Consider the following 21,850-nt stretch of genomic DNA (forward strand, 5'->3'; position numbering starts at 1 on the left):
GACTGCCCCGGGCTCCCTCACGCCGCACCGGAGGAGCCAGCGCCCCCGGGCATCGTCGGGACGGCATGACTCTCCAGGAGGACGTGTATGAGCTTCTACTTCTCCCGGGTCGTGGAGGAGATCGGCCGGGCGCTGATGCTCGGTGCCGATGTGAGGCTCTCGGGCGTCCAGGGCAGCGGCCGGAGCACGGTCCTGGACCATCTGGAGCGCTGGCTGACCCGCTTCGGCTACACGGTCAGCCGCGGCCGCGGCGGCCTCGCGACCCAGCGCATCCAGGGGCAGCTGGTGAGCCAGTTCGGCGTCGCCTGGCCGCCGGGCGGGAGCACGCCCGCCGCGGGCCTCGACTCCGCCATCGACCGGCTCTCCGCCCTGTGGCACGGCCAGAACCACCCGATCCTGCTGCTGGACGACGCGCACGAGATCGACGGCGTCTCGGCCGCGATCCTGCGCCGGGCGGCCGCCCGGATGGACCTGCGCGTGGTCAGGGCGGTGCCCCACGGCGCCGACGAGCCCGCCGGCATCGAGGTCCCCGTCTCCGGGGCGGCCGAGGCGGGCATCGGCATGCCGCCGATGACCACCGACGACATCGTGGAGATGGCGGCCCAGCTGCTGGGGGCGACCCCCGAGCCGATGCTCGCCGCGCGGGTCCTGGCCAAGTCGGGCGGCAACCCCGCGCTCGCCGCGAGCATCATCGCGACCTCCCGCCTGGCCGGGCACATCGTCCTGGAGTTCGGTCAGTGGCGCGTCGCGGCGGACTCCCTCTGGAACCGGCACCTCGCCCCCGTCATCGACGCCAGGCTGCGGGACCTCGGCGGGGAGGAGCGATCCACGCTGGCGGCGATCGCGCTCGCCGGCCCCGAGGAGCCCTCCGCCCTGGTCCGGCGCTTCGAGGCCGAGCCGCTGCTGAGCCTGGACCGCCGCGGGCTGCTGGTGGAGAGCGAGGAGCACGGCAGCCCCCGCGTCCACGTGTGGCCCCCGATCCTCGCCGACCGCTTTCAGCTGGGCACCTCGGCGCTGGCCCGGCTGAGCCTCCGTCCGGAGCGGGACCCGGGGCGCGCGGCGCAGCCCGGCGCGGGGCACGAGCCACCCGTGGATCAGATCGAGCGCCGCGCGGCGATGCTGGCCCGGCGGATGCAGAAGAGCCTCCGGAGCCATGCCGAGCAACGCTACCGCCGCTGGGCTGCGGACCCCTCCGAGGCCCACGCGCTGCGCTACCTCGACGCCGCCTACGGGTTCGCGGTCGAGTCGGAGCGGTTCCGCGAGGTGCTGGCCTGGATCGAGGCGCAGGGGCCGAGGTTCTCCGCGGGCTACCTGCGGCTGCTGCGCCGGACCACGCTGCTCTCCGAGCCGGAGCGGGAGCCGCGGCATATCCCCGAGGTGCACGAGTACCCCGAGTCAACCACCCTGGCGGAGGCGATATCGGTCATCGCGGACGAGGGCCTGGACCAGCCCCTCGGCTCGCCCTGCGACGAGGAGACGATGGGCGCCGTCGTCAGCGGGCGCGTCGACGCCGTGTCAGCCGAGCCGGCGGCGGCGAACCGGCTCGGCGAGGTGCTCGTGCACGCCGTCGGCTACCTGCGGGGCGGGATCGAGGACGCCGTCCGGGAGCTGAGGCGCATCCTCGAGGAGGCCTCCCTGGATGCGGACCGCGACGCCTTCCTGATGGCCTCCCATGTCACGGTGCTGATCCAGCGGTACTGGGGCGGCCGGGAGGCCTCCCGGTCCGTGCTGAGCACCGCGTTGAGCGTGGGGCAGCCCGGCGTGCTCTCCACCGCGGTCTTCGGCGCCATGCTGCACTGGGCCGCGATCGACGCCCACGACCAGGGCCGGCCGGCGCTGCGCGACGCCCTCATCCGCGACGGCTCGTTCTACGCCCCCGGCGTCGGCCCCTTCTACGGGATGGGCACCGACTTCGTCCACGCGATCGTGGGGGACGACGACGCCGAGCGCTTCGACGAGGCCGTGGCGCGCGTAGTCTCTGCCCGGCTCGAGCGGGGCTTCGTCGTCGCCGCCCTGCACGTGGGGCTGAACGCCCTGCAGCGGCACGTCGGGCCGACCCTGCTGGACGCGCTCGCCGGGTCCCCCGCCCAGCCCGAGGAGTCCCTGCTCGCCTTCCTGGCCCCGCTGGCGCGGGCGATCCGGGAGGGCGAGGCGGAGGCGGCCGGGACCCTGCTGGCGGGCCTGCCGGAGGGCTTCCGCCCGACGGCCTCCCGGATCCTGGCCGCCTCGATGCGCTGGTGGAGGGCCCAGGCCGACGACGAGCGGGCCGAGGCCTTCGCGGGCCTGCTCGACCCCTCCCGCGACCCCTCCGAGGAGGCCCTGAAGGGCCTGTCCAAGCGGGAGCTGGAGATCGCGATGATGGCCCGGATGCTCAGCAACGCCGAGATCGCGGAGCGACTGGGGCTGAGCGTGCGCACGGTCGAGAACCACGTGGCCAACGCGCTGAGGAAGACGGGGCTGCGCAGCCGCGTGGAGCTGGCCCGGCGGCTGCTGGCGCTGCGGCATCCGGAGGGGTGAGCGGGGTGGAGCGGCTAGGGCCGGGCTCCGCGCCGCAGGTGGAGCAGCGGGAAGGGGCGCCCCTCGGCGTCGTGCTCCGAGCGGCCGCGCTCCTCGAATCCCCGCGCCCGGTAGAAGGCGCGGGCGGAGGGGTTCTGCTCGTTGACGTCCACCTCGACGACGTCGAGGCCCCGGGCGGCGTCCTCGAGCAGCCGGGTGCCGACCCCGCGGCCGTGCACCTCGGGATCCACGAAGAGCATCTCGACCACGGCGTCCTCCAGCGCGACGAACCCGACGACGCCGCGCCCGGCTTCCTCCGCCACCCGCAGGTCCGACATCTGCGGCAGGTAGGAGGCCACCTGCCGCTCGTAGAAGTCGACGTCGTCGGCGGTCAGGAAGTGGTGGGTGGCCTCGACGGCGCCGCGCCACAGCCGGATGAGGGCCTCGTGGTCCGATGCCTTGGCGGGACGGATCAGGACGTGCGGGGAGGGGGAAGGGTCGCTGGGCATGGAGACATCTTCGCAGAGGGGCCCACGAGTCGTCATGGTGGGCGGGCCCTCGTGTGGCGGTGTCCACGATGCTCACTCGATGGTGAGCTGCCGTGAACCGATGTCCCGCCGTGCGAAGACGAGGAGCGCGGCAAGGAGCGCGGCAGCGGTCCACGCCAGGAGGACGCCCGCAGCGCCTGCTGGCCCTATCGTCGGAGGGATGGCCATGTAGGCCGAGTCCATGCCCATGAACATCGTGGGGCCGGCGTTGGTGGGGAGGTATTCGAAGACCTTGCCGATCCCCATCAGCGGCAGGCCCGCGAACGAGACGATGACCAGCACGGCGAGGACCGCGGTCTGGGACCGGAAGACGACGGCCGCGCAGGTGCTGATCAGGCCCAGGAACACCCAATACATGATCCCCAGTCCCAAGCCGATGACGTGCCGGCCGGCGTCCCCGGTGGCGAAGACCGAGAACTCGACCAGTCTGCTCTGATAGCTGATCGTGACCATCAGCGCCATCAGGATGCCCAACCCTGCCGAGGCCGTCGCCGAGATGACGAGCTTGGCCAGCACCAGCTGGCCGCGACGGGGAACGGAGAGGGCCGACGTCGTGATCTGGCCTCCTGAGTGCTCGGACGATGCGATGAGCACGGCTGCGATGATCGGGAAGAGCGCGAGGCTCGCGAAGCCGTGGAGACCGATCTCCGCAGGGTCGGCGCCGGGCAGGAAATGGGCGGAGCCCTCGACGAACGTCGCCCGGGCACTGGAGGAGTCTAGGAGGCAGAAGGCGAGCATCAGGAAGGCCGAGAGGGCCGTCGTCAGCGTCAGGGTGGGGAGGGTGCGGGCCTTACGGAACTCACCGGCGAGGGCGCTGGAGAACCTCATGCTCCTTCCCCTCCTCCGGAAGCTCCGGTTCGGGGCCGGCGAGCGGTCCCCAACCGTGCGAAGAACGCTTTTTCGAGGGAACCGTGCTCGGCAGCGAACTCACCGACCGACCCCTGACCGATGACGCGGCCGCCGTCCATGAGGACCACGCGATCGGCGATCAGCTCCGTCTCGCTCATGAGATGGGAGCTGAGCAGCACGGTCCTTCCCTCCCGGGCCAGCCCGGTGACGAGGTCGCGCAGCCACAGGATGCCGATCGGATCCAGCCCGTTGGCCGGCTCGTCGAAGATCAGGATCTGGGGATCTCCCAGCAGCGCGGTGGCGATGCCGAGTCGCTGCTGCATCCCGAGGGAGAACCCGCGGACAGCCCGTTTCCCATCGCGAGCGCTGAGCCCGACCATCTCCAGCACCTCCGCGACTCGAGAGTCCGGGAGACGCTGGGTGCGCGCCACCCAGCGGAGGTGATGGACGGCGGTCCGGGCAGGGTGCGCACCCGAGCCCTCGAACTGGGCGCCGACGACCCGGAGCGGGAGGTCATGATCTCGGTATCGCTTTCCCGCAAGAGCCACGGAGCCGGAATCGGCTCGATCCAGATCGCAGATGATACGCATGATCGACGATTTGCCGGTGCCGTTGGGGCCGAGGAGGCCGGTGACCTCGCCCGGCTCAGCGGTGAAGCTCACCGCATCCACCGAGAGGATGTCCCGGTGTCTCTTGGTCACGTGATCGACGGAAATCAATGTGTTCTCCTTTCGAGAGGTCTTCGGGGGAGGTGGTGCGTCAACGCTGGTGAGCATCGCGTCTGGACCATGCGGCTGTGCCGGCTGCGAGAACTATCAGCACCTGTGCGGCAACGGAGAAGAACTCGCCGGTGCTGAGGTTGATGCCGCCCCGGTATGCGTCGTCGAACACTTGGTCCATCGCTCCCGAAAGGGCGGGGAGCCTGGAGCGGAGCAGGTCCGAGAGGCCCAGGGTCCAGGCGGAGAGGGGGAGGACCGCCCACATCGTGCTCCTGGTGAAGGCGGTGAGACCTGCTGACACCAGGCCGATCAGCACCCAATAGGCGAGCAGCCAGCTGAGATGCGTCAGCGCGGGCGTCATCGAGCCCCTCTCCACTTCGTTGAGAAGCAGGAGAGGCGCGCAGGCGCCGACGATGCACAGGACGGCGGCCGGCAGGACGAGGAGGACGGATATCGAGTATTTGGTCAGGGCGAGACGGGCACGGCGTGGCTGTGCCAAGAAGGCGGTGCGGAGGGATCCGGGGGAAGTGTCCTGGCCGATGATCCAAGCTCCGATGAGGATGGGGATCGCCTGCCCGTAGTGGAGGGCGAACATCGGCCAATCGGTGATTGTGGGACTCATGGGATGAGCCTCGGTCCCGGAAACGGGTTGAACGCGGCTCTGATTAATCCCGAAAGCCGCAACTCCGATGACGACGATAAGACCGAAAAGGATGGTCCGGCGGAGCGCGGGGAATGTTGCCGCCTTGCGAATCTCACCAACAAAGGAATTTAGAGAGATATCTATAATTCGACTAATCGTCATTTGCGGATAATTATCCTTTCTAGGGGTGGATAAAGAATTTTCAATGGCGGGTACCGTTGGGAGTGTAGTTTTATCTCTAGAGGGACAAAGGATGGTTCGATCATTCATTCAATCCATCTTGTGGATCATGGAAATATTGATTAGTGACGGATTGAAATGAATCTACCATCGAGTCTTATGTTGAGTCTCACGATTTCCGGATTTGCTCATGGGGGTTGATGCTGAGGAGTCCAATTGTCTCCTAGGGTTGACATTTTTCTCCAGTTCGGAACGCCCACCTCGTTCCGAGGGGTGGCTGGCTCTCCAGGGCGAGTGAGTCCCAAGAGAGTGAAAAGCTCCCTGGCGGCATGTCGAGGTCTCCCTCTTGTAAACCCTCTGACAAGGGCCTTAAGGGAGTGGGTGCGGGTTTTTCTCTGCGCTTCTTCGGCTGGGAAGCTAAAGGTGCAGTAGAAGATGGGTCAGGTTCAGGGCCGATTCCATGGGCTGCTGGGTGGATCTGACTGCCCGACTGCAGGAGTTGGGAAGCAATTTTACGGAGCTACCATGGTGAATTGATTGGAGCGAACTAAATAGTTCATTGCCAATCGTTGATATGAGCCGATCCGTTATGGGAGGGAAATCACCATGAAAAGCAGGGAATACATGAAGCCCGCGATTATGGACATAGGATTCTTCGCGGATGTGACGAGAGGGGTCCCTTTTGGTAGATGTCGGGACATCTTCGGAGGACGGGCCTTCGTGTGCATCGGATAGGAGATGGAGTGGGAGGCGGTGGAGTGGATAAAGACACCGCCTCCCGATCCTTCCTCATCTGTAGAAAAGCTGCTCAAAGCCAACATCAACGGAGTCATAGTCGTGATGATTTTTTTGCCGGATGTTCCCGAATCGGAGGCCGTGGCTTCTGCTGCTCGGGAAGCGATCCCCCGGTTTCTTCCTGATGCTCAGGTGACGGTTATCTCTCACGCGAGCGGGCGTCCCTGGGTCCTTGGTGAGCTTGGGGAGTGCCATGTGATTCGATCGAGTAATGGCAGCGCAACACTCTTGTTGGGTCCTCCGGTGCCATGGTCTATTCGGCGTATCCGATCTTTGCTGGATGAAACGGTGCGTACTGGATGCAGCGATGAGCTTTTGACGGAGTGCGCAGGAGAAGGTGTTTTGGGGTTGTGCATTGATGGTTCTCAGCTGATTTGCGGAGTGCTCTCAGGCTACTCGAGAATATATGTTAAAAATACTCTTCATGGTGCTGTCCTCAGTGATTCCGCAGTTCTTTTAGCCTGTATTTTTCGTTTGTCGGCTTCGCTTGAGAGGATCGCGATGAGGCTCTGCGAGGGGTTGCCGCGGTTCCCCTTTGCTGGCTTGCCTCTGTGGTCCTCAATCGATTCCATTCCCTCTGGTTGTGTGGTCCAGATTTATCATGGTGATATTTCATGGATGGAAAAACGCTGGTGGACTGCTCCTGCAGGTGAAGCGAGCGCGGAGGAGGCTTCTGAAGGCATCATACATTCTTTGAGCTCGGCCATCGTAACCACGACGCATCGAGCAAAGTCAGTGACCGCTGACCTTTCAGGGGGAATAGATTCAAGCAGTATTGCCTATGTCCTCGCCTCCATAGGGGTGCGACCCAGAACATTCCATGTTCGATCGGTGGATGACCGGGTAGACGACATCGTGTGGGCTCGCAGAGCAGCGGAAGATCTCTGTCTCGGCCTTAAGGAACTTCCAAGGCTCGGGGTCCTCTCCCGGGCCTATTGTTACATGGACGCCGGAAAACGTTCAGCCCCTACAGATTTTCCGGCTATGTGGTGGGGGTCTTATGGTTTTTTATCCTCTCTGGGGTCTGATCTCGAGGCTTCGTCACATAACGTTCATTTTACGGGGGCCGGTGGCGATGAGCTTTTCGGCCCTCTGCCGGCGGCCTCATGGTCGGTTATGAGGGAGCGAGGTCTGCGAGGCATCAGATTTGTTCGCCATGTCGCCTCTTCTGTTCGGCAGCCGTTCGGCGACGTTCTGCGCAGTTCCATGAGTGTGCAGACCTTTGAGGATGCTGTACGCGCACTGCCATCGTCCCTGAAGGCGCCAAGGTCGTCTGGGGGTGAGGGGTCGGGTCTGGGGGAATGGTTTCCTCTTCCCAGCATCGGAAGGATTCTTTCCGATGGGGGGAGAGCCTTGGCCCTCGCTGAGATTGAGCGGGCCTCTGCCAACCCGCCGAACCCTCTGGACGGGGATCGTGGACGCCACCAAATGTTGGAGTCTCTTCAGTTTCAAGGGGAAGTCCTGGCGCAGATCAATCAGGAATTCGGCGGTTCAACGCAATGGCATAGCCCTTATCTGAGACGAGGAGTAATAGAGGCGGCTTCGAGGGCTCGGGTGAGCGAACGTTTTCATCCCAATTTGATGAAGCCGGTGTTGTTTGCCGCGATGAGGGAAGTTGGCATGCCGGCGGGATTTTTCACCAGACCGGTTACTGGGGAGTATAGCGCGGATTCTTATGCAGAGTTTTTTCGAATGCGAGATATTTTGAAAGAAGAAGTCTGCGATTTTCTGCTTGCAGAATCAGGCATAATCGACGTCTCGTATATAAAGATGCGCCTATCGGATCCATCTCCTTCGCCAGGTTTTCTGTCGTCGATGGAATCTCTTATATCTACGGAGCGATGGCTTCGCCAAGTCGGAAAATTTGGCTTAGGTATATGATGATAATTAGGGGGTTGGGTGAAAATATCAACATATGTGATGGTTTCCCCTGTAGGGGATGGAGCTATAATTTTCGATTCCAGGAATGGTAAGTATTCACAAGTGAATGCTACAGGTCTTCGCATCCTGGAAGGCGTCATTGCAGGGAATTGCGTTGAGGAGATTATCGAGAAGATCGCGTCGGAGTTCGATATTGCGTGGAGCGTGGTCGAACGTGGTGTGCTCTCTTGCCTCGTCGGCATGTCACAGCGTGGTTGGCTCAGGAAGGACGAGGAATGAGCATTCAGGTACTTGGAGAGCGAACTGTCAGATTGAGCTTCAGGGAGAGAATGTTCGCCCTAGCTGCAGTCTCGGTTGCTGTGGTTCTCTCGCGTATGCGTCCGGAGAGGATCGTTCGAATTCTTAACCGATTGAACCGGTCGTGCCCGGAAGCCTCGGAAGAGCTTTGCAGCTGGGTACGCGCCGCTGTCTGTAACGTCAGTCTTACATGTCGCGGCCCTAAAGGCTGCCTTCATCGGTCGATAGCGACTGCTATCGGATGCCGTTTGATGGGAGCCTCTGCCACGTGGTGTACGGGTTTTGCGCTCGCACCCTTCCGAGCCCATGCCTGGGTCGAGCTGGAGGGGAACCCTATCGATGAGGCGGAGGAGGTTGCAGACTACGTTGTTGTTCTCATGACCTCACCCCCACGGGGCGGGGAATAACCTCATGGATAAAGCGAGTGGTCATGGGTGGCTCAGGCACAGGCTTTATACGACCAGTCGACCTCGGGAGGGAGCTCAACTACGGTGAACGAGCGGGCGAATACGGAGCACATCCGAGGTGGGGCGATCGAAAACGGTTTGGCTCATGGTCCTGATCCACTGTGTTCTCGGAAGGAACCTGTGCTGTGGAACGGTGGCCTCGTCCTCGCGATCGGCGCCGTCTTCTGGTTCACGGTGGACGTCTCGGCGGAGGGGGCGTGGATTCTCCAGACAGGCCACCTCCTGGCGTACCTGATGGTTCTTTCGATTATCAGGCACCGCTATGGCAGGTTCTTCGTCATCTTCGGCATCACCCTCTCAGGCTGGGTGCTCGGGCTGACCCAGGAACCGTTCATCGTGGCGGCGTGGACGCTCTATCAGGCGTCTCTCGACTCGGCTCTCCGGCGTCGCCTCGTGCCTCTCGCTGCGCTCGTCGCTGCACTGTTCCTCATGCCGGTTCTCGGGGTGCATACGGCGTCGGGCCGGGAAGTGCTCCTCCGGGCGATGGTGAGCCTGACGTTCCTCCTGGGCGCATGGCTCCTCGGGGTGCAGGGAGGGGCCGAAGCCGCCCAGCGGGACCGGGAGACGCGGGCGAGGGAGCTCACCGGCCTCTTCGAGGAACGGGCACGGCTCTCCCGGGAGCTCCATGACGTCCTCTCGCACACCCTGAGCAGGATCGGGCTCCACGCCGGCGTCGCGGCGGAGACCAGCGACGATCCGGCGGGGAGGGAGACCCGCGCTCTTCGTGAGATCGAGGCCTCGAGCGGCCAGGCCCTGGCTGAGGTGAGGGAAGCGCTCATGGCCGTTCGGACAGGGGCGGGTGGAGGAGAGGGGCTCGTGGTCGAGGATCTCTCTGCGCTGATCCGGAGAGGCCGGGAGAGCGGCATCGAGGTGACGGCGGAGATCGACCTCCCCGGAGGCGCTCTTTTCCCGACCAATCGCCATCTGTACCGGATCGTCCAGGAGCTCGTGACCAACATCGGAAGGCACGCGAGTGCGACGCGGGGGACCCTGAGGATGGGGCTGGAGGGAGATCGGCTGCTGGTGCGCTCGGAGAATGTCGCGAGTGAGCCCGGGCCTCGGCCGGCGCAGGGATTAGGCCTCCTCGGCCTGCGAGAGCGGGTGAGGCTGCTCGGGGGAGAATGCGACGTCGTCGCCCTCTCCGGGGCGTTCATCGTGGAGGTCTCTCTGCCTCTGCCAGCGGAGGCCCGCCACGAAGAGACTGGTTGTCGTGCAGGAGGTGCGGTTCGTGATCACCGTGATGATCGTCGAGGATGACCCCATCGTGCGTGGCCGCTATCGCGACCTGATCGACGCTCAGCCGGATATGCGAACGGTGGCGTTGGCCTCGAACGGCGCCGAGGCCTGCCGGAACGCTCCCGCAGCCCAGCCCGACGTCGTGATCATGGATCTGCATATGCCCTCGATGGACGGGGTGGAGGCTACGCGGGCGATCTCCTCCCAGGTGCCCTCAGCCAGGGTCCTGGTGGTGACGGTCTTCGACGGCCCCGACGACGTCCAGGCCGCGGTGCGGGCCGGGGCGGCAGGCTTCCTCCTCAAGAACGGGCCGGTCCGGGATCTCCTGCGCGCAGTCCGCCTCATCCAGGCGGGGCAGGGCGTCCTCTCTCCTGAGGTCACCGGCGGGGTCATGGACCTCGTCCGTGGGGCCCACGAGGAGAAAGCCTTGCGAGAGGTGGAGTCCGACCTGGGCGTGCCGGTGAGGCTGACGCAGCGCGAATCCGAGATGCTCCAGCTCATCGCGATGGGGAAGAGCAACGAGGAGATCGCCGGCGAGCTCTTCCTCGCCCCCGCCTCCGTGAAGACCTATGTGAGCCGTCTGCGCGCCAAGCTGAAGGCGCGGTCGCGTGCCGAGCTGGTCACGCTCTATTACGTCAACTCCCGGATCGCGGACGGTCCCTCGTGGCGGGAGCGGCGGATGCCGGCCTTCGGGGCCCGCGCGCGAGGGGGTCGCAAGAAACGTTCGGCAGGAGGGCACGAGGCGGGAAGCCACGGCAGACCGACGTCGTGACCCGGCGGTCGGATGATGGCGCCAGGGAGCCGGTGCCTGGTGGGACCCTGAACCAGCAGGACAGGGATTGACCCGACCGGGGAACGGGCGCCGTTGCTACCATGAGCCGGTGAGCTTCGCCCCCCTCCTCCCCGACGGCGCGGCGGTGCGTGAGTCCGCCGTCGACCTGCCCTCCCCGGATCTCTTCCCGGAGGAGCTCCGTGCGGTCGGGCGCGCGGTCGAGTCCCGACGACGCGAGTTCGCCACCGGCCGGGCGCTGGCGCGGGAAGCGGTGGCCGCCGTGGGCGGGCCGCGAGGGCCGATCGGCGTCGGGCCCCGGCGGCAGCCCCTGTGGCCGGAGGGGTACGTCGGGTCCATCACCCACTGCGCGGGATACCGGGCCGCGGCCGCGGCGCCCGCCCGGCGGCTGGCGGCTCTCGGGATCGACGCCGAGGTGGTGGCGCCGCTCTCCGAGGGCGTCGCCGGCCTGGTGCTCCGCCCCGAGGAGGGGGGTCGGGCGCCCGCGGGGATCCCTCAGGAAGCCTTCGACGTGCTCCGGTTCAGCGCCAAGGAGGCCCTCTACAAGGCCTGGTTCCAGATCGTAGGGGTCTACCTCGACTTCCAGGAGGCCGAGCTCGCGGTGGGGCCCGGGGGACGCTTCAGCGCCCGCGTGCTGCATCCCGAGACACCGGACGCCCTGCGCGAGGTGAGCGGGCGGTGGGCGCTCGCCGGCCCGCACGTCCTGACCGCGGTGGCCGTCCCGGTCCGCTGAGGCGCGGCCGGCGTCCTCGTCCCGGCGGCATAGGAGCCGGACGGCGGCGCAGATGCTCCTCGTCACGAAGACTTCATCTCATGGTCGGCAGGGAGCTCGCATGACAGGCTGGCGGCCAGGAGGTGTTCATGAACGACCCAGACATTCCCCAGTATCGAGCCCCTCAACGCGGACCGGTCGGAGATCCGGGTCCGGGGGAGGAGCCCCCGCGGTTCGCGAAGCTCAAGACCGCCACGATCGGCATCCTCGTGGTGGGGATCGTGAACTGGCTGCTGAACGTGGCGGCGGTCCTGAGCGGTGCCATGCACGAAGCTACCCTCAGGCTCATGGATGGCTTCCCGGGCGGAGAGATGTTCAGCGAGGCGGAGAAGCAGAGCATGACGGAGGACGCCGGCCGCCTCAGCATCCCGCAGGAGGTGACCACCCTGATCATGACGGGCGGCGTGTTCGCGCTGATCTACCTCGGGCTGAGAGCGCGTAAGAACTGGGCGCGCCTCCTGGGGATCGTGCTGGCTTTCGTCTCGATCGGCGTCTCGCTCCTGAGCAATGTGTTCGCCGTGCTCCTGAACATCCAGATGGGCGCTATCGGCGTGGTCTCCATGCTGGTGGTCGTCGTCTGGCTGACCCTGCTGGTCTACTGGCTGGTCCTGGCCTTCAGCCGCGAGGTGAAGCTCTACTTCGCTCCTCCGCGGCTGCCGTGATCGGCTGACCTCCGGAGACCGGAGACCGGAGACCGGAGACCGGAGACCGGAGACCGGAGACCGGAGACCGGAGACCGGGTGAAGAGCGTGGGCTGCTGACGGTTCGGCCGCCGGAGGTGTGCCGGATGCCGTCGCCACTCGGCGCCTGAGCCTCGGCAGACGCCGGCCGGCTCAGTCCCCCTCGAACGCCCGCCGGATCTCCTCCCGGCCGGCCCCCGCCGCCAGGAGGGCCGTCAGCAGCACCCGGGCCTGGCCGGGGCGCAGATACGAGGAATGGATCGCTCCCGCCTCGACCAGGTCGAACCCGCCTCCGCCCCCGCCGTAGCTGGGGACCAGGCGCCCGGTGGGAACGCGGCTGGAGGTGACCACGGGGACCCGCGCCCGCCGCACCGCCTCGACCACGCGGGGGTTGGCGTTGCCCGAGCCGAGCGCGGCCAGGACGATGCCCTCGGACCCGGCGGCCTGGGCGGCGTCGATCCCCGCGCCGTCGGCACCGGGATAGAGGGCGACGATGTCGACCCTCCGCCCTTCCAGGGAGTCCCAGGCCAGACGCGGCAGGGCCGGGGCGGGCGAGCCCGCGCGGAAGCCGTCCGCCCGGTCGGCACTGTGCTTGTAGGCGCCCGCCGCGGGCAGGAGCCGGCCGCCGAAGGCGATCAGCGCGCCCCGCCCGCGGGAGGCGGGGTCGGCGGCGGCCAGGACGGCGGCCCGGAGGTTCGCCGGGCCGTCCGGATCCGGGTGGTCGGCGGTGAACTGCGCGCCGGTGAAGACCACCGGGCGCGCGTCGTCGATGCGGAGCTCGGCGAGCAGCGCGCTCTCCTCCATCGTGTCGGTCCCGTGGACCACCACCACGCCGCCGACCTCCGGGTCCCACAGCTCCTGGCGGGCGGCGTCGGCGATCCCCTCCATGTCGGCGAGGCTCAGCGAGGAGGAGTCGACGGCGCCGTGCTCCCTGACCCGCAGCTCGACGTCGTCCACCTCGATGGCGCGCAGCAGCTCCCGCGGGGAGAGGACGGGCCGGCTGGCGCCGTCCTCGCCCCGGACCGAGGCGATGGTCCCTCCGGTGGTGACCAAGGAGACGATGGGGCGATGGGGCATGGGCTGGCGGGTCCTCTCGGGGGCTGAGCGGGAACAGCTCATTCGGGGGCGGATCTGGACAGGAACGGCTCGTTCCGGGGCAGGGCTGGGCAGGAACGGCTCGTTCCGCGGCGGGGACGGGCCGGAGCGGCCCTGCCCGGATGCGCGCGAGCCGGGCGGCCGGGACCGGCGGCCCGGGAGCGGGCGGCGGAATTTTCGGGGGCCCGATCCGGTTCAGACTACTGGTAATCATCCCTCTCCGAAAGGAACGCCACCATGGCCTTCTCCGTGTCCAACGCCCTCCTCCGCGCCGTCCCCGGGGCCTACATCCTCAACGCCGGCGTCGAGAAGCTCTCCCTCGACGAGCAGACCGCCGGCTACCTGAAGTCGATGGCCGCCAAGGGCTTCCCGTTCCTCGACGACGTCGACGACGCCACCTTCGGCAAGGCGCTGGCCGGCTCCGAGATCGCGGTCGGCTCGGCCCTGCTCGCCCCCTTCGTCCCCAGCCGCGCCGCCGGCCTGGCCCTGGGCGCCTTCTCGGCGGGCATGCTGACGATGTACTTCAAGACCGAGGAGTTCACCAAGGACAACGGCGTGGCCCCCAGCCAGGAGGGCACCCCCGTCTCGCACAACGTGTGGCTGGCAGCGATCGCCGCGGCCCTGCTCCTGCAGCGCAAGGGCTCCAAGAAGGGCAAGCGGGCCTAGCGTCCGTCCCTGACCCGCAGGTTGGCCACCGCCGCCGCGAGGACCACCAGCGCCGCGGCGATCGGCACCAAGGCCGCGCCCCGCGTCCCGAAGGCGTCGGCGAGGTAGCCGGTGGTCGCGGAGGCCGCCGACTGCCCGATGACGATCGAGGTGCTGGCGAGCGACATCGCGGTGGCCGACCTGCTGGCGGGGCTCCGCTGGGACACGAGGCTGTACTCGGTCACCAGCGTGGGCCCCACCCCGATCCCGATGACCAGCAGCGAGACCAGCACCAGCGGGATCGACGGCGAGAGGTAGAGCCCGACGGCGCCCAGGACGATCAGCGCCGAGAACACCAGCCAGCGCGCCCGCAGGGTGAACGACGTCGAGAACCAAGCCGCGGCCAGCGCGAACGCCGCCGAGCCGACGCCCATCGCAGCGTAGACCAGCCCCGCCCGCTCGCCGTGTCCGGCGTCCTCCATCAGCGAGGTCAGGGAGGTCAGCGTCGAGCCGAAGAGGACGCCGATCCCCAGCACGCCCGCGATCACCACCAGCAGCCGCGGGGTCAGCAGCGAGGCGAACGAAGCCTGCGGCTCCCCCGCCTCGGAGCTCCGCTGGGTCTCCCGCACGCTGCGGTGCAGGGCGAAGGCGACGACGAAGGCCGCGGAGAGCAGCACCGCGGCGAGGATCGGGGCGCTGGGGCTCAGCAGCGTGGCGAGCACGCCGACGATCATGGGACCGAAGACGAAGGTGATCTCGTCCGCCGCCGACTCGTAGGCCATGGTGCCGTTCAGGGCGCGGGGCCGCCGCTCGGGCCGCAGCCGGCGGTTGATGACGCCGACGAGGCGGCTGCGGGACATCGGGGGGATCTGCGGCGTCGTCGCGCCGATGAGCAGGGCGGCGGCCAGCACGACCGCCGGGGGAGTGTCCGCGTAGACCACGGCCGTCAGGGTCAGCAGGCTCGCGACGCTCAGCACGACGGCGACGAGCAGCACCGCGCGCTGGCCGAAGCGGTCCGCGGCGGTGCCGATCAGGGGCCCGGAGACGGCGGTGCCGATGCCGACCATCGCCGAGGTGGCCCCGCCCAGGGTGAGCGAGCCGCGCACCGAGACCACCAGGGTCAGCACGCCGATCACCATCATGGCGTAGGGGAGCCGGGCGATCAGGGCGACGGGGAAGTAGGTCCTGCCGACGGCGGAGACGACCGTCTCGTGGCGCGCCTCCCGCTCCGGCTCGGCGGCGCGGGCGTCGTCGTTCTGCGGGTTCATCATGGGAAGGTGCAGCTCCTCAAGGCGGTGGTACACGTGGACTGTGCCGCCTTGACCGCGCCTCGGCGAGAAGCGAGGCCAGGTAGATGCACGAGAAAATGGACAGACCGATTATGCCACGGGCGGGCCGAGGGGGCCAGGCGGCCGGGCAGGGGCGAGCCGCGCGGGGCGCACGCCTCCGCGCGGGCCGAAGCGGCGCCGGGCCCCGGAAGGGGAGCCCGGCGCCGGCGCGGCTCAGTCCTCCTCGACCGAGACCGTCACCTCGATGTTGCCGCGGGTCGCGTTGGAGTAGGGGCACATCTGGTGCGCCTGCTCGGCGAGCTCCTGCGCCTGCTCCCGGTCCACGTGGGGGAGCACGACCTCGAGGGCCACGGCCAGCTCCATGCCGCCCTGGCCGTTGTCCCCGATGGAGACCTTGGCGCCCACGGCCGAGTCCGAGGCGTCGGCCCCGGCCTTGCGGGAGACGGCCTTGAGGGCCTGGTGGAAGCAGGCGGCGTAGCCGGCGGCGAAGAGCTGCTCGGGGTTGCTGCCCTCGCCGGAGCCGCCCATCTCCTTCGGGGCGGCGAGGTCGAAGGCCAGCCCGCCGTCCTTGACCTCGACGTGCCCGTTGCGGGCGTCGCCGGTGGACAGGGCCTCGGTGGTGTACTTCGGTTCCATGGGTTCTCCTCAGCGATTCGTCCGACCCCCGGGCGGGGCCGTTCAGCTTCCACGTTAGGAAGGCACGGGCGGGCGGACCAGGGATTCAGCCAGAGGCGTGAGCGGCTTGTCCCCGCGCCGGCGCGGGCCTTGAATGGCCAGTGAACGTCACGACAACGCCCGGGCCGCGCGCCCGGGGGAACAGGGGCCACTCCATGACCGTCAGCACCCAGATCCAGCTCGCCTCCCGCCCCGAGGGATGGCCCTCGGGCGAGAACTTCTCCACGGTCCGCGTGGAGCTCCCCGATCTCTCCGACGGGGAGGTGAGGGTCCGGAACGAGGCCGTCTCCGTGGACCCGTACATGCGCGGGCGGATGGTCGACGCGGAGAGCTACGTGGAGCCCTTCAAGGTCGGTGAGACGATGACGGGCGGCGCGGTCGGCCGCGTCGTCGAGTCCGCCTCCGACGACCTGCCCGTGGGCACCCCGGTGCTGCACCAGTACGGGTGGCGCGACGTCGCCCAGGGGCCGGCGGAGCGGTTCCGCGCCGTCCGCGAGGCCGAGGGCATGCCGCTCTCCCTCTACCTGGGCGTGCTCGGCATGACGGGCATGACCGCCTACATGGGGCTCACCCGCGCGGCCGGGATCCGGGAGGGGGACACCGTGTTCGTCTCCGGCGCGGCGGGCGCGGTGGGCACCGCCGTGAGCCAGATCGCCCGCCTGCTGGGAGCCGGGCGGGTGCTGGGCTCCGCGGGCAGCCAGGAGAAGATCGACCTGATCACCGGCAAGTACGGGTACGACGACGCCGTGAACTACAAGGACGCCCCCATCCGCGAGCAGCTGCCCCGGATGGCCGGGGAGGGCGGCGTCGACCTCTACTTCGACAACGTCGGCGGGGACCACCTCGAGGCGGCGCTGGACGTGCTCAACCGCAACGGCCGCGTCGCGGTCTGCGGCGCGATCAGCCAGTACAACGACACCGAGGCGACCCCCGGCCCGGACAACATGAACAGGATCATCACGAACTCGCTGAAGCTGCAGGGCTTCACGGTGGGCGACTACATGCAGCACGCCGAGGAGTTCAACCAGAAGATGATCGGGTGGTTCTCCGAGGGCCGGATCGCCTACGACGAGACCGTGGTGGAAGGGATCGAGAACGCCCCCGAGGCGTTCATCTCCATGATGCGGGGGGCGAATCAGGGCAAGATGATCGTCCGCGTGTAGGGACTCCCTCCCTGGGGCGCCCGCAGCCCCTATCTCCTCGGCCGCGCACCGGATCCGGTGCGCGGCCGAGGCCGTCCGGGCGCTCCGGGACCGGACGTGCTCCCCCGCCGGATGCCCGGGCGCGTCACGGGGAGCAACAGGTGAAGACGTGTGACGCCGCGGTGTGATCCGGCATCCGGACGCTCTAGGTTGGGGACATCACGCATCACCACGAAGGAGAGACCCCATGAGCGCACTGCGGTTCCACTGGTTCCTGCCCACCGGCGGGGACTCCCGCGGGATCGTCTCGGGCGGCCACGGCGCCGAGGTCGGCTTCACCGCGGCGGGACGTCCGCCGGAGCTGTCCTACCTCCGCCAGGTGACCCAGGCCGCGGAGACCAACGGGTTCGAGGCGGTCCTGACGCCCACGGGACTGTGGTGCCAGGACTCGTGGCTGATGACCTCGGCCCTCGCCCAGCACACGGAGCGGCTGAAGTTCCTCGTCGCCTTCCGGCCCGGCTCCCTCACGCCGACGCTGGGGGCGCAGATGGCCGAGACCTTCCAGAACGTCACGGGCGGGCGGCTGGCCCTGAACATCGTGACCGGCGGGGAGCCCGCGGAGCAGCGCGCCTTCGGCGACTTCCTGGACAAGACCGGGCGCTACGAGCGCACCGGCGAGTTCCTCGACATCCTGAGCCGGCTGTGGGACGGCGGCGAGCCCTTCGACTACCGGGGGCGTCACCTCAGCGTTGAGGGCGCGAAGCTCGCCCACCTCCCCGAGCCCCGGCCGGAGATCTACTTCGGCGGCTCCTCGGCCCCCGCGGGCGACGTCGCCGCCCGCCACTCCGACGTCTACCTCACCTGGGGCGAGCCGCCGGCCCAGGCGCACGAGAAGATCGAGTGGATCCGCGGCCTGGCCGCCGAGCAGGGCCGCCGGCCCCGGTTCGGCATCCGGCTGCACACGATCTCCCGGGACACCTCGGCCGAGGCGTGGGCCGTGGCCGAGCGGCTGCTGCGGGACGTGCCCGAGGAGCTCATCGCCCGGCAGCAGCGCGCCCTGGGCGCCTCCGAGTCCACCGGCCAGCGGAGGATGCTGGACCTGCACGGCGGCGGCACCTCGGACCTGGAAATCCACCCGGGGCTGTGGGCGGGGGTGGGCCTGCTGCGCGGCGGGGCCGGGACCTCCCTGGTCGGCTCCCACGAGGAGGTCGCGGCGCTGATCGAGGAGTACGCCGAGGCGGGCTTCGAGGAGTTCGTCCTCTCCGGGTACCCGTGCCTCGAGGAGGCCTACTGGTTCGGCGAGGGCGTGCGTCCCCTGCTGGAGCGGAAGGGTCTGCTCGGGACGCAGCCGGAGGGTGCGCTGGTCCCCGCCGCGGGCTGATCAGCCGGCGCGGCGCCGTCCCGCGCGTGCGGGCCGGCCGGGCCCGGATGCCGGCTGCGCTCAGACGCTCGCTGAGCCCGGATGCTGGCCGCCCTCAGGCGGCGGCCGTGGGCCGTCCGCGCGTGCGGTCCTCCTCCGAGCCGTTGAACGGCTTGCTGAAGACCGGCAGCATGATGTCCCGCGAGCTGTACTCCCCGGGCCGCACCTTGCTGAACAGCTGCCCCGGGTGGGCGTGCTCGAACTGGCGCCGGCGGATCGTCCACAGCATCTCGGAGACGGCGTACTGCCCCAGCACGCCGCCCACCGTGAGGCAGAAGGCGGTGATCGCCGCCTCCAGCAGCGCCGCGCCGGACTCCTCGAGGCCGAAGATGGTGCCGAGCAGCCCCTGGTAGATGACCATCCCGGGGAACAGGGGAAGCAGCGAGACCATCATGATCGCGTTGGAGGAGAGATTGATGGGCCGCGAGACCAGGACGCAGACCGCGCCGGTGGCCGTGGCTGCGAGCGAGATGGCCAGGTACGGGGTCATGCCGAGGGCCACGAGGACGAGGTATAGCAGCTGCACGCCCCCGCCGAGCGCGGTGAGCACCAGCAGCCGCACTGCCCAGCCGCCGCTGGCCAGCGAGAACCCGGCGGAGACGAAGGCCGCCCCGAGGATCGACGCCGTCCAGTGCGTCGTGTCCGCCTCGACCGTCTGGATCAGCTGCATCGAGGGGCCCCAGAGGAGCCTCACGGTGCTGATGCCGGCGGCCACGCCGGCCACCAGCCCGGCGGTGCTGGTGGCGACCTCGAGGATCCGTCCCGTGGCGGAGAGGTACCAGCCGGTGATCGCGTCCTGCACCGCCCCGTAGGAGGCGATCCCCGCCAAGCGGGCAGCGATGGCTGCGACGATGCACACCGCCACCTGGTCCAGCCCGAAGACCGTGTTGATCGACGTCGAGGCGAGGACGGCCACGAACCCGCCGGCGGCGTAGCTGTAGATGGCGGGCGCCCCCAGATGCCCCAGGTAGCGGAAGATCAGGGAGATCACCACGGAGGTCAGCGCCCCTCCCACCGCCGTCAGCGGCGCTCCGCCGAGGATGAGGCCGAAGCCGGCGCCCAGGACGCCGTAGCCCACCGCGAGCTTCCACCACTGGTGGGAGGGGCGCTGGTTCACCTCCCTCTCGATGCTCTCCAGGGCGTCGTCGAGCGGGACGTCCTCCAGCAGGTACTGCTCGATGATCTCCTCGGCCCGGGTCCGCCAGCGGATGTCCAGGGCGCCGGGCTGGATCTCGTGGATCCGGGTGCGCGGGGGCGTGGCGTCGTCGGGCTGGTCGCTGACCATGAGCTGGCCCAGCGTGACGCTGACGGTCACGTTGCGCAGGCCCGCCCGGTGGCTCACGGCCAGGAGGGCCTTGGTGGTGGAGGCGGAGCTGGCCCCGCTGCGGATGAGGGCGTCGCCCAGCCGGAAGACGAAGCGGTAGACCCTCAGGTCGGAAGATGACATTCGATCGACATTACGCGGGACGGCGCGAACGCGGGAGACGGGTCCGGGCATGTGCTTGGTCACCTGCCGCGGGAACGCCCTGCCGCCCCTCCGGCCGCGGGTGAGCCCTCCCGGCTACCCGCCGACCGGCTCCACCCGCCGGTAGGCCGCCTGACCGTCGACCAGCGTCAGCAGCGCCCGCGCCTCGAGCATCCGCTCGGGAGGCCCTGCCAGGGGATCGACGGAGAGGACGACGGCGTGCGCGCGGCACCCGCTGGCGAGCCGTCCGGCCTCGGCCTCCAGCCCACCGGCGCGCGCGCCCCCCAGCGTCATCGCGCTGAGGGCCTCCGCCGGGCTGAAGGCCCGTTCCGGATGGTAGGGAGGCCGCGATCGGTCCAGCGCCGACTCGGTCGTCACGGCGATGAACAGGTTCGCGAGGGCCTCGTGTGGCGCGGTGGGAGCGTCCGTCCCGAGCGCCACCGGCACGCCGAGCTCGCGGAACCGGTGCCAGGGGAAGCCCGCTTCCCCGCGCTCGGGCCCGAGCGCGGCGCGCCAGTTGTCGAGGATGGCCGGATCGCAGTGGACGGGCTGCATCGAGGCCGTGACCCCGAGCGCGGCCATTCGCGCGATCGTCTCCTCCGTGACGGATTCGAGGTGCTCGATCCGGGGCCGCCGGTCCTCCCTCGGGCCGTGGCGGCGGACGCACTCGGAGACGACGTCGAGCGCGATCTCGCTGGCGGCGTCCCCGATCGCGTGGATCGCGAGCTGGAGGCCGGCGGCGTCGGCGGCAAGGGCCACCGGCAGCGCCGACTCCCGGCTCCAGATGGGGGCCGGGAGCTCGCCGTTGACGTAGGGGGCGCGCATGGCCGCCGTGCACGCGTCGATGACGCCGTCCAGGATGAACTTGACCCCGGCGATCCTGAACCAGGCGGCGCCCGGGCCCCGGTTGACCTCATCCCGGAGGCGGATCACCTCGGCGACCTCCTCCAGGTCCGCGCGCGCCTCGCCCGAGGCGGTGAGCAGCCAGTGGCCGGTCACGGGGAACGGGAGCCTGCCGTCGCGCTCGAGGCGACGCCGGATCGCGGCGACGTCGGCGGCGTTGAGCCCCATGTCGGTCGCGGTGGTGATCCCGGCGGAGAGGTAGGCGTCGAAGGCGTTCTCCAGGAACCGGTCCCGGTCCTCGTCGGTGGTCACCTCTTCGAGGTGGCTCCAGGCGTACTTCCCGGCCGCGGTCTCCAGCAGGAAGCCGGTGGCCGCGCCGTCGTCGTCCCGGAGGATCCTGCCGCCCACGGGGTCGGGGGTATCCCGGGTGATGCCCATGGCCTCGAGCGCGGCGGTGTTGGCCCAGACCGAGTGGAGGTCGTTGGAGTCCAGGATCACCGGGACGTCCGGGACCGCCTCGTCGAGCATCGCCGCGGTGGGGCGCTGCCCGTCGGGGAAGATCTCGAAGCGCCAGCTGACGCCCAGGATGCGCTCGGCGTGCGGCTGGTCCCGGCGCGCTGCCCGCAGCCGGTCCTGGACCTCGGCGACGCTCTCGCAGTCGCGCAGTTGGACCTTGTCGAGGGATTCGCCGAGCATCATCAGGTGGGTGTGGCTCTCCACCAGGCCCGGGGCGACGAACGCGCCGTCGAGGTCCACCTCCTCCGGCGCGGGGCCGGCGGCCGAGCGGAGGGCGGGCAGCTCGCCGACTGCCAGGACGCGGTCGCCGAGCACGGCGAAGGACTCCGCGAGCGGGGCCCCGGCGTCGCCGGTGAAGACGCGGGCGTTGTGGTAGAGCGTGGGGGTCTGCGGCGTCATCCGATGGC

The 21,850-nt window shown here is 68.8% G+C and carries 20 protein-coding genes; 11 read left to right on the plus strand and 9 right to left on the minus strand.

Annotated features, from left to right (window positions below; all coding sequences use genetic code 11):
* Positions 1-87: 87 nt before the first annotated feature.
* Complete coding sequence (locus EWV39_RS11285; protein ID WP_129660168.1) at positions 88-2,517, plus strand: helix-turn-helix transcriptional regulator; 2,430 nt, start codon at positions 88-90, stop codon at positions 2,515-2,517.
* A gap of 14 nt (positions 2,518-2,531) precedes the next feature.
* On the opposite strand, the gene EWV39_RS11290 is transcribed toward EWV39_RS11285, so the two are convergent.
* The 4 genes from EWV39_RS11290 to EWV39_RS11305 all read right to left on the minus strand — a co-directional run bounded on the left by EWV39_RS11290 (position 2,532) and on the right by EWV39_RS11305 (position 5,417).
* Positions 2,532-3,005: an acetyltransferase gene (locus tag EWV39_RS11290; RefSeq protein WP_129660171.1), complete on the minus strand. Its 474-nt coding sequence runs from the start codon at positions 3,003-3,005 to the stop codon at positions 2,532-2,534.
* 72 nt (positions 3,006-3,077) lie between these two features.
* A complete protein-coding gene (locus EWV39_RS11295) occupies positions 3,078-3,872 on the minus strand; it encodes a hypothetical protein (protein WP_129660174.1) in 795 nt (264 codons plus the stop codon).
* Complete coding sequence (locus EWV39_RS11300; RefSeq protein WP_129660177.1) at positions 3,869-4,612, minus strand: ABC transporter ATP-binding protein; 744 nt, start codon at positions 4,610-4,612, stop codon at positions 3,869-3,871. Before EWV39_RS11300 ends, EWV39_RS11295 begins: the two co-directional genes overlap by 4 nt.
* A gap of 40 nt (positions 4,613-4,652) precedes the next feature.
* Positions 4,653-5,417 (minus strand): hypothetical protein, encoded by a 765-nt coding sequence (locus EWV39_RS11305; protein WP_129660180.1) that lies wholly within the window; start codon positions 5,415-5,417, stop codon positions 4,653-4,655.
* A 756-nt stretch (positions 5,418-6,173) separates the two neighbouring features.
* Here EWV39_RS11305 and EWV39_RS11315 point away from each other — a divergent pair.
* The 7 genes from EWV39_RS11315 (at position 6,174) to EWV39_RS11345 (ending at position 12,335) form a co-directional block, all read left to right on the plus strand.
* Positions 6,174-8,111 carry an asparagine synthase-related protein gene (locus EWV39_RS11315; protein ID WP_129660187.1) on the plus strand — a complete coding sequence of 646 codons (1,938 nt, stop codon included), beginning with the start codon at positions 6,174-6,176 and terminating at the stop codon, positions 8,109-8,111.
* Between the two features lie 39 nt (positions 8,112-8,150).
* Positions 8,151-8,390 (plus strand): PqqD family protein, encoded by a 240-nt coding sequence (locus EWV39_RS14360; RefSeq protein ID WP_420329967.1) that lies wholly within the window; start codon positions 8,151-8,153, stop codon positions 8,388-8,390.
* A 50-nt stretch (positions 8,391-8,440) separates the two neighbouring features.
* Positions 8,441-8,815, plus strand: a complete 375-nt coding sequence (locus EWV39_RS14365) for a lasso peptide biosynthesis B2 protein (protein ID WP_420329968.1) — start codon at positions 8,441-8,443, stop codon at positions 8,813-8,815.
* A 180-nt stretch (positions 8,816-8,995) separates the two neighbouring features.
* Entirely contained in the window at positions 8,996-10,132 is a 1,137-nt protein-coding gene (locus tag EWV39_RS11330) for a sensor histidine kinase (protein WP_129660197.1), read from the plus strand.
* On the plus strand, positions 10,104-10,883 hold the full coding sequence (locus tag EWV39_RS11335; RefSeq protein ID WP_129660200.1) for a response regulator: 780 nt from the start codon (positions 10,104-10,106) through the stop codon (positions 10,881-10,883). The genes EWV39_RS11330 and EWV39_RS11335 overlap by 29 nt, the downstream gene beginning before the upstream one ends.
* A 109-nt stretch (positions 10,884-10,992) precedes the next feature.
* Positions 10,993-11,634, plus strand: a complete 642-nt coding sequence (locus tag EWV39_RS11340; RefSeq protein WP_129660202.1) for a 4'-phosphopantetheinyl transferase family protein — start codon at positions 10,993-10,995, stop codon at positions 11,632-11,634.
* 128 nt (positions 11,635-11,762) lie between these two features.
* The gene (locus EWV39_RS11345; protein ID WP_129660205.1) at positions 11,763-12,335 is read left to right on the plus strand and encodes a hypothetical protein; all 573 of its coding nucleotides are present in this window, start codon (positions 11,763-11,765) and stop codon (positions 12,333-12,335) included.
* Between the two features lie 171 nt (positions 12,336-12,506).
* Here EWV39_RS11345 and EWV39_RS11350 read toward each other — a convergent pair whose 3' ends face one another.
* Positions 12,507-13,430 carry an asparaginase domain-containing protein gene (locus EWV39_RS11350; protein WP_129660208.1) on the minus strand — a complete coding sequence of 308 codons (924 nt, stop codon included), beginning with the start codon at positions 13,428-13,430 and terminating at the stop codon, positions 12,507-12,509.
* 255 nt (positions 13,431-13,685) lie between these two features.
* Here EWV39_RS11350 and EWV39_RS11355 point away from each other — a divergent pair, with 255 nt between their 5' ends.
* Complete coding sequence (locus tag EWV39_RS11355; protein ID WP_129660211.1) at positions 13,686-14,114, plus strand: hypothetical protein; 429 nt, start codon at positions 13,686-13,688, stop codon at positions 14,112-14,114.
* On the opposite strand, the gene EWV39_RS11360 is transcribed toward EWV39_RS11355, so the two are convergent.
* Both EWV39_RS11360 and EWV39_RS11365 read right to left on the minus strand, forming a co-directional pair.
* Positions 14,111-15,364, minus strand: a complete 1,254-nt coding sequence (locus tag EWV39_RS11360; protein WP_238148315.1) for an MFS transporter — start codon at positions 15,362-15,364, stop codon at positions 14,111-14,113. The two genes, EWV39_RS11355 and EWV39_RS11360, sit on opposite strands and share 4 nt — an antisense overlap.
* Positions 15,365-15,595: 231 nt before the next feature.
* Positions 15,596-16,018: an organic hydroperoxide resistance protein gene (locus EWV39_RS11365; RefSeq protein ID WP_129660214.1), complete on the minus strand. Its 423-nt coding sequence runs from the start codon at positions 16,016-16,018 to the stop codon at positions 15,596-15,598.
* Positions 16,019-16,212: 194 nt separating this feature from the next.
* Between EWV39_RS11365 and EWV39_RS11370 the strand changes: the two genes are divergently transcribed.
* Positions 16,213-17,220 carry an NADP-dependent oxidoreductase gene (locus EWV39_RS11370; RefSeq protein WP_129660217.1) on the plus strand — a complete coding sequence of 336 codons (1,008 nt, stop codon included), beginning with the start codon at positions 16,213-16,215 and terminating at the stop codon, positions 17,218-17,220.
* Between the two features lie 226 nt (positions 17,221-17,446).
* Positions 17,447-18,580 carry an LLM class flavin-dependent oxidoreductase gene (locus tag EWV39_RS11375; protein ID WP_129660220.1) on the plus strand — a complete coding sequence of 378 codons (1,134 nt, stop codon included), beginning with the start codon at positions 17,447-17,449 and terminating at the stop codon, positions 18,578-18,580.
* Positions 18,581-18,674: 94 nt separating this feature from the next.
* Here the strand turns inward: EWV39_RS11375 and EWV39_RS11380 are convergent, their stop codons facing one another.
* Both EWV39_RS11380 and EWV39_RS11385 read right to left on the minus strand, forming a co-directional pair.
* Complete coding sequence (locus EWV39_RS11380) at positions 18,675-20,066, minus strand: threonine/serine exporter family protein (protein ID WP_129660223.1); 1,392 nt, start codon at positions 20,064-20,066, stop codon at positions 18,675-18,677.
* A 114-nt stretch (positions 20,067-20,180) separates the two neighbouring features.
* The gene (locus tag EWV39_RS11385) at positions 20,181-21,842 is read right to left on the minus strand and encodes an amidohydrolase (RefSeq protein WP_129660226.1); all 1,662 of its coding nucleotides are present in this window, start codon (positions 21,840-21,842) and stop codon (positions 20,181-20,183) included.
* Positions 21,843-21,850: the final 8 nt, after the last annotated feature.

The sequence above is a fragment of the Rothia halotolerans genome (genome assembly GCF_004136635.1).
GTDB classification, from domain to species: Bacteria; Actinomycetota; Actinomycetes; order Actinomycetales; family Micrococcaceae; genus Rothia; species Rothia halotolerans.

Coding starts and splice junctions, on each gene's coding strand:
- EWV39_RS11285 (WP_129660168.1), top strand. CDS start 88: ATGAGCTTCTACTTCTCCCGGGTCGTGGAGGAGATCGGCCGGGCGCTG.
- EWV39_RS11290 (WP_129660171.1), bottom strand. CDS start 3,005: ATGCCCAGCGACCCTTCCCCCTCCCCGCACGTCCTGATCCGTCCCGCC.
- EWV39_RS11295 (WP_129660174.1), bottom strand. CDS start 3,872: ATGAGGTTCTCCAGCGCCCTCGCCGGTGAGTTCCGTAAGGCCCGCACC.
- EWV39_RS11305 (WP_129660180.1), bottom strand. CDS start 5,417: ATGACGATTAGTCGAATTATAGATATCTCTCTAAATTCCTTTGTTGGT.
- EWV39_RS11315 (WP_129660187.1), top strand. CDS start 6,174: ATGGAGTGGGAGGCGGTGGAGTGGATAAAGACACCGCCTCCCGATCCT.
- EWV39_RS14360 (WP_420329967.1), top strand. CDS start 8,151: ATGGTTTCCCCTGTAGGGGATGGAGCTATAATTTTCGATTCCAGGAAT.
- EWV39_RS14365 (WP_420329968.1), top strand. CDS start 8,441: ATGTTCGCCCTAGCTGCAGTCTCGGTTGCTGTGGTTCTCTCGCGTATG.
- EWV39_RS11345 (WP_129660205.1), top strand. CDS start 11,763: ATGAACGACCCAGACATTCCCCAGTATCGAGCCCCTCAACGCGGACCG.
- EWV39_RS11350 (WP_129660208.1), bottom strand. CDS start 13,430: ATGCCCCATCGCCCCATCGTCTCCTTGGTCACCACCGGAGGGACCATC.
- EWV39_RS11355 (WP_129660211.1), top strand. CDS start 13,686: ATGGCCTTCTCCGTGTCCAACGCCCTCCTCCGCGCCGTCCCCGGGGCC.
- EWV39_RS11360 (WP_238148315.1), bottom strand. CDS start 15,364: ATGATGAACCCGCAGAACGACGACGCCCGCGCCGCCGAGCCGGAGCGG.
- EWV39_RS11365 (WP_129660214.1), bottom strand. CDS start 16,018: ATGGAACCGAAGTACACCACCGAGGCCCTGTCCACCGGCGACGCCCGC.
- EWV39_RS11370 (WP_129660217.1), top strand. CDS start 16,213: ATGACCGTCAGCACCCAGATCCAGCTCGCCTCCCGCCCCGAGGGATGG.
- EWV39_RS11375 (WP_129660220.1), top strand. CDS start 17,447: ATGAGCGCACTGCGGTTCCACTGGTTCCTGCCCACCGGCGGGGACTCC.
- EWV39_RS11380 (WP_129660223.1), bottom strand. CDS start 20,066: ATGTCATCTTCCGACCTGAGGGTCTACCGCTTCGTCTTCCGGCTGGGC.
- EWV39_RS11385 (WP_129660226.1), bottom strand. CDS start 21,842: ATGACGCCGCAGACCCCCACGCTCTACCACAACGCCCGCGTCTTCACC.